Source organism: Pseudoalteromonas sp. G5_S1_14_S5 (genome assembly GCF_054968605.1).
Genome location: NZ_JBQKUM010000042.1, coordinates 38,238 through 45,102 on the forward strand (window position 1 = coordinate 38,238; position 6,865 = coordinate 45,102).

Annotated in this window: 7 protein-coding genes; 5 read left to right on the forward strand and 2 right to left on the reverse strand. The window is 41.2% G+C overall.

Annotated features, from left to right (window positions below; all coding sequences use genetic code 11):
- Positions 1-51: 51 nt before the first annotated feature.
- From ACTRWI_RS13635 to ACTRWI_RS13655, 5 genes are all read left to right on the forward strand, one after another.
- Entirely contained in the window at positions 52-1,473 is a 1,422-nt protein-coding gene (locus tag ACTRWI_RS13635; RefSeq protein ID WP_499132122.1) for a hypothetical protein, read from the forward strand.
- 3 nt (positions 1,474-1,476) lie between these two features.
- A complete protein-coding gene (locus ACTRWI_RS13640; protein ID WP_499132124.1) occupies positions 1,477-2,820 on the forward strand; it encodes a hypothetical protein in 1,344 nt (447 codons plus the stop codon).
- Positions 2,821-2,909: 89 nt separating this feature from the next.
- Complete coding sequence (locus tag ACTRWI_RS13645; protein WP_102423508.1) at positions 2,910-3,122, forward strand: hypothetical protein; 213 nt, start codon at positions 2,910-2,912, stop codon at positions 3,120-3,122.
- A gap of 297 nt (positions 3,123-3,419) precedes the next feature.
- Positions 3,420-4,337 carry a hypothetical protein gene (locus ACTRWI_RS13650; RefSeq protein WP_499132125.1) on the forward strand — a complete coding sequence of 306 codons (918 nt, stop codon included), beginning with the start codon at positions 3,420-3,422 and terminating at the stop codon, positions 4,335-4,337.
- Between the two features lie 493 nt (positions 4,338-4,830).
- On the forward strand, positions 4,831-5,067 hold the full coding sequence (locus ACTRWI_RS13655; RefSeq protein ID WP_446638946.1) for a hypothetical protein: 237 nt from the start codon (positions 4,831-4,833) through the stop codon (positions 5,065-5,067).
- A gap of 137 nt (positions 5,068-5,204) precedes the next feature.
- On the opposite strand, the gene ACTRWI_RS13660 is transcribed toward ACTRWI_RS13655, so the two are convergent.
- Together ACTRWI_RS13660 and ACTRWI_RS13665 are read right to left on the reverse strand one after the other, a co-directional pair.
- Positions 5,205-5,609 (reverse strand): EAL domain-containing protein, encoded by a 405-nt coding sequence (locus ACTRWI_RS13660; protein ID WP_499132127.1) that lies wholly within the window; start codon positions 5,607-5,609, stop codon positions 5,205-5,207.
- A 448-nt stretch (positions 5,610-6,057) separates the two neighbouring features.
- Positions 6,058-6,402: a hypothetical protein gene (locus ACTRWI_RS13665; RefSeq protein ID WP_446638944.1), complete on the reverse strand. Its 345-nt coding sequence runs from the start codon at positions 6,400-6,402 to the stop codon at positions 6,058-6,060.
- Positions 6,403-6,865: the final 463 nt, after the last annotated feature.

Sequence of the window (6,865 nt, forward strand, 5' to 3'; positions counted from 1 at the left end):
AAACCCTATTGGTGTATACAAACTCTAATAGGGTTTTTTTTAGGTTTCCGAATGAAGATATATTCCACAATCGCATTGATGATCATGTCGTTCGTTTCTGAAGCATATGAAGTTTCAGGGAGAAGTTTATTAATCATGGATGCGCAAACTACGGTTGGCTTAGAAGCTTTAGGTGTGGAAGCCGCTAAAGTTGATGCGTTGGAACGAGTTGAGCAAACCATTTCCAAGGGAGACAAATATGGACTTGTGTATTCTTACCAGCCATCCATTCAGAAACTTATTGTCTTAGCTCAGGATAAAGTTGAATGCGATGTTGGCATTTGCTTAGAAACAACTATTAAATTGATAGTCGATAAACAAATTGCTAAGGCTATCAGTCAAAGCCTTCATAACAGTGCTAGTGGCATGTCGCAACTTGAGTCAAAGCCCAAAGATGTACTCAGTGCGCAGCTAAACCAATTTACATTGATAGAGTCACGCCACTCTCGGTTATCAATTGAGTTCCGCGCAGAAGACGGAATCTATTCTCAGTGGTTAAGGCTAAGAGCAAAGGAGCAAAAGGAGCTTGTTAAACGTATCAAGGTATCTACGATATTTAAGGATACGGAGTTCGTTCCACAAAAAGTTAAGTTGAATCAGGTGCCTGTGTTTGATTCCATAGGAGAGCCATCAACGTCTCAGTACATAGCCTATTCGTTTGCCCTACCTGGTTCCGAGGAGATGAATGATCTGGTAAAAGCCATTCCATCTTTAATCTCTGATACTCGGTATGTGACTATGAAGATGAGTGTCCCAGAGCGGTCCATAGAGCAGGTCGAATTTAGGGCTAAGTATCATTGCATGATATTCGCATCGGCAGATGATTACTTATCACATCAATCGCTGACAACAGCTCAATTGTTTCACCGAGAGCAAGAAGTAGCAATCAACGTGTCAGGAAAGATAGTCCATATAGGTCGTGGGTACTATTACGAAAAAGGTTCCGAATCTGATTCAGTATTCAAGCGTTCAGGGATACCAACCTATTGTGAACTGCTTAATGGAGAATTGGTGTTTCCTAAAGATACAAAGCAGGCAGCTTTTTTGGGGTCCCATGTGACGGTGTTTAGTACTGTTCGTATCCGGGAGGTAGCCACGGATTTCCATGCGGATGAAACGAATATTGATGATTGGCTTCTCGTTGATTCTAACTTTGATAAAGCATGGATAGAGTCACGTTATACAGATGAGATTAATACGATCCGACAAGGATGCATTGATGCGGTGTGTTCTTCACAGGTTATAACCCCTAAACAATTCATGTTGATGCTTAATGGCGAACCCCATGTTGCCTTCTCTAAAGTCGCAGCCGGAATGAGATACCCATTTAGAATTGAGCGCTATCAACCAACGTATCCTCTTGTTGTTCCATACGTGGGCTTACAGACTGCAGGGTATGGTACTGCTTTGAGTTCGTTAACAGTGGAGGAGTGATGTATGGGACGTATGTTTATTTTGTTGTTTCTAATGTCTAGCCTAGTGACTGCAAAGCCATTCGACGCAACTGTAGAGCGCGTAGTTCCGAGCGAGCAAGTAACGCAGGCTCTCTTTCAGCAATTGAAAGATGAAGCCGCGTTTTTAGCTGTCTCTAAAGCGGATTTACGTGGTTATGTAAAGACGAGTCAAAGTTATAACGGCGCTTATCTAGAGACATTGAAGGTTCTACTACCTCTAGTTGCCGATGTGGATGTTGTTAGTCAATCAGTGAATAACTGCACTGGCGCTGATTTTAAATGTGTATCACTGACAGTCAATGTGCAAATAGACAGAGGCGAGTTCCAGTCTCAGCTTGAAATGATAAAGAATGATGAAGTTTTAAGAAGAAGTCTGGATCAATATCATAGGGAGCCTGGTCATCCTCTTCGAAAGCGAATTACGATGTTGTCTTCTCAGATCGAGAGTTTGAGTAAACACGGTGAACAGTCTGATTTGGTTAATTCGCTAAAGGTGCAGCTTCATGAGAGCCAGTTGGTGGAACGTGATATTAAGTCAATGCGTATTGTGACTGAAATTGCACGGCATTATTCGGATTTCATTATCTTTACTCAAGTTGAAGGTATCGAGCGCATTTCTAGTAACAGAGTGAAGGTTACATTACGTTCACGAGGTAGCTCATATGGCAATCATGACTTTGATTCTCGTTTAGCGGCAATTATAGATAGTAACGGTTATGCAATGGACATGTACCATCGAGTGGTGCATCAAGGAAATGTTTCTTCTCGCATCAGTCTAGGAAATCACTTTGATGATGGCCACCAGCTAAAAGTGCGACAGCTTTGTATTGAACCGAACTCCTTTGAATCTCATTCACCGGTTCTACAGGCATTATATGAAAGTGACACGAAACTTACGCTTCCGCTTTATTCACAAAGGAGATTTGTACGAGTTGGTAGCTTCATGGGTGAACCTGTACCAAAAGAAACAAAAGTGGATAGTTACTCTTACTGTATTTGGGATAAATTCGAATACCAATATTTAGTTGAATTGGCGGATAAAGAAATAGAACACTTTGCGATGTCGGGTAGTAGGTCAGCGGCCAGTCGTCTTACTATTGGCATAGAACCGGAACAATACGCTCAGATGTCGCCTAAGCAATGGCAAGCGTATATGGGTAGCAAAGGCTTACTTGATGTTACCCACCAGAAAAAGCCTCGTAGGGTGTCACAGGGCGCAATGTTGCCAGCATTTGGCAACGATTCAACTCGATACCGTGAGAATGTGATCATCGGTTGTAATGCGGATACCGGCGACTGTCCAGACCGAGCAATACAACACTTCTAAATACATTCCCCCCACTTTTGGTACGCAACATATTCATTCCTAGCTTTTTTGTTGTATAACTAAAATATGTAACAAAAGGAGATTACATTATGTCACGTAGAACTGAGCAACAAAGTCACGATGATTTTTGCAATAGAATGCAGAACAACCGACGCAAAAATTCTGGAGTAAGGAGACGTGGCGTATCTCATCGTCATTCATCCCCTGAAAGAGAAGAAGACAAACTGTTTGGGGGTCTTCCATATGTTCATTGGCTTTCAAATGAACTGGAGCGCGATAAAGCATTTGAAGGTGATGACTAATATCTTGCTGCATGTCCAGAACTCGATCAGCCCAAAGGTATCGTTCACACTCATTTGACAAGTGGTGTTAGACCTGAACATTTAGAGACATTGAAATCGAATGTCAAAGTTAACTTTTGAAAGGTAAGGAATCGATTCTTTACCGTCCATTAGACATATCATCCATTCTCTACAGCTATACTAATCTTACACAGCCCCTAAACACTCAAATATCTTTCATTAATTAACCATTTTAACGCGGTATTGCTCCATTCTTCCTTTATACCTTCGGTGTAAATGAATGAAACGGAGATGCGTATGGATTCCGATCTAGTCAATGGATATTTGAAAGAGCATCTATTTCCAAAGATGACCAAAGAAACAATCGATCAAGCCTTTGGTCACCTGGTCCCCAGATTAGGTGCTGGTGAAATGGTTGAGTTGTTATGCCCTTCCTGTGGAAACAAGGGGACACACTTTTTAGGCACTGGTAGTTTCAACTGTGAGTCTTGTGGACCTACTTCGATTATCGACGCCTATTCAAACGACCACTCAGTAACACCACATCGCGCCATTATAGAATTATGTCGCCTAGCCGGTTTGAGTATACCTGCTGACATTTACCGTGAACTCACACCTGAAGATATCAAATTCACGGATATCGTTATGGACATCGCGAGAATGAGAGTCTTGCCAAAAGAAGTGGAAGAGTGGGGGCTTTCAGTGGATGAACGCAATGTGCCTGACCATCTATCCTGTATTCCAGACGCTGAACAATTTATCGAATATGTGAACGCTGTTAACGGTTGGGTTCCCAATGCCGTTATTGATGCCATCACTGAGTTTCAAGGCGAACCCATCTTATTGTTCGTTAACAAAGGTCGCTTAGTGTTCATTAAACTCAATGGATACAGCTCCGCGAGATCACCATTCATCCGATCTTACACAAAAGGCACTAACAAAACCAAGCGAGTGTTTGTCTCAGATGATCCACTGTTTATAGATATGTGTTGGTCTAAGGGCCTATCTGCATATTTTATCAATCCAAATTTTATGACCCCGAGAGCGATTGAATTTCTGAGTGATGAATTCAAATCGAAATCGGTGGTTGCCGTGTGGACCAAAACCAAATGCCAAGATTACGTATTTAGCCGAGATCAAAAAGTACATCGTTACGATTGGTTTAGTCGTAAGGTTCCAGGTTCTTATCAACGTATTGCGGAGTTAATTCAATGACTATTTTTAAGGCAAAATATCAAGCGACGGTGCCTGTTTTAAATTTCGTAAGAGGCTGGGTCATTGCCCTTATTGGGTTTATGTTTTACACCTCACTGGTCAGCTCATCCCATAGTTACCACCCACCGGTGCAAGAAGTGATATTTCTTTGCCTACTTGCCGTTTGCCTGTCTTGGACTGAGTTTATAGAAATCAAAGAGGACACGGTTGAAACTTACTATCGCCATTCGCTAATCACCTTCATAAAAACACCAAAGTTCGTATATGAGATCCAAAGCGATTGGTCTTTAGAAGCTAGGCCCAGTTCATTTGGGTACACAATATGGACAGCCAAGAGCGATAACGCTTTAATTCAGATATTTCATACTGGCCTTGTGTCTAATTGCTATAGCAAGAACTAAACTGTTCGTAAATTGTTGTATATAACAAGTATGTTTGACCATTAGAGATTAAATGTATGAATTCGAAATTTGCTTTTTTTTTGGTAGCCTCAATGTCTTTCACTGTCTCTGTGTCAGTTGTCGCGTCTGAATCAGTGCAAGAAGGCGAGGGCAGTTTGAACCAACAATCCCTGAGCCAATTGGTAGAACAGCACGGGGACAAGACTATCGGTGGTTATGAACGTATGAATGAAGATGGAAACATTGAACAGTCTATTTATTCGGTGTCTGTACTCTTGGTCGATGGGGCGGTGAAGGCTGATCTTCATGATAATGAGCCGGTTAACTAAGCACCCATCAGCTCAGGTATCTGCTATTTTTTGATTTTAATATAATGCATTTCAAAGTCGTTCGAACTCAATGGCTTTGAAAACAAAAAGCCTTCAAAGCTTTCTATCCCTGACGAGGAGTACAAGTGACGTGCTTCCTACGTTTCTATCCCTTCTAGTGTGGTGTTCAATCCCAACTGTTTAGATAAGCCGACAAAACTTTCCAACACTTTGATGCTTACTTCTTGTGAACGGACATCATGAGACTTAAAAGAGACGGGGCTTCTATCGAATTTGATGATGTCAAACTTTATGGTCGTCAACATAGTCATGCTATTGTGACCTGCTGTGAAATTGTCAAGCGCTAAAGCTGCTCCTGATTGGGGTTTTGTGCCCATTTCAGCAGAAAGTCCAGACTTGGCTCTCAGGCTATGTCCTGTAAGGTCTAGCAAAATTAGGAATACGAATATCAAAGATACTGCTAAGCGGTTTTTGTACAAAAAACATTGTGACTTTGGAGTGTACTTGTAGATCACAGCCGTTATTGAGCCTAAAAACATCATATGTCATCACTTATTTGTCACACTTCCAAGTGTCTTAACTTAAATGTCAGTAGCGATGTTTATTTTGATTCGCAATTTCATAGGTATTCACTGATTATTCTGTTGAAGCTGATTTACTTTAACGCCTTTACTGATAAGTGGTGAAGCAGTCACATTGGACTTATCGCTGAAATGGGCGCAAACCCCCTATACTTGAAAGTTGTTGAGGGGAATAGAATTGGGAGCCACCAGAATGAGATCTAAGATATCCACAAATTTTGTTAGTTGCTGGTGGATAAATAAGCAAAAGTGAATGTGATGAAGAGGTTGAGAAATGAAAAAGTCGCGGTTAGGCGACTTTCACTCTGCCATATTTGCATATGGATTCGTCAATACGTTGTCATGGCGCATTATATTGCCACAAACCCATCTTAGGTTGGGCGACCTATTGTGTTGTCAATTAAACACTCTATTTTCGACGCTTAGATGATCCTTGACCATAAACGTCTGATCCCAGCTGCTTATACAAAGCCGGATTGACGGTTAGTTTCAGATCATTGGCAGACAAATCGACGGACTCAGCCCATTTTAGAATTTGTATTCTGTCAAATTTCAATCTCGTAAGTAGCATGCTATTTGGCGTCTCAATAGCAATGAAACCTCCACTGATGTTCGCCACGCGCAGCTGATTACCGTAGTGTGGAAACTCTTCATGAAAGAGTTTATTGAATTCCGCAAGTTCCTTGAGTTTATCTTTGACCGCTGAAAATTTCGTGTCATGGAACACATCACATAAGCTTGTTGTCTCTCTCATAATTTTCTCCAGTTAGATGAGTACACATAAGGTTGTACACCATTTAATGGAAAACTGTGTATTGAATAACTTGGGCTTACTTATTGTCTAACTGAGTGTTTTTGGCATCAAGTTCTTTGATGATCGCCTGTTTAGTCGATCGTTCCTTTGCCTGTGTTTCGCTTTGCTCAGTAAGACGCTTAATATTTTGTTCTAGGCGAGCATTCTCAGATTTCGATGTTATATATTCGGTTTCAAGTTCCGATAGGTCGGTTCTGAATTTGTTTCGACTGTCGCGTAATTCCTGAAGGAGTTGAGCGTCACCTTGAGCCAGTGTTTCAAATCTGATGATTTCACCTCGGCTTTGGCTAGTAAATTTTGATGCTTGTCCAATTCGACCTTTAGATTAATCACATTGTCCTATAACACACCAATCTCATCAATGCTTGCAACACTAATCTAGTTTTTCACGCTTTTTTAAGGT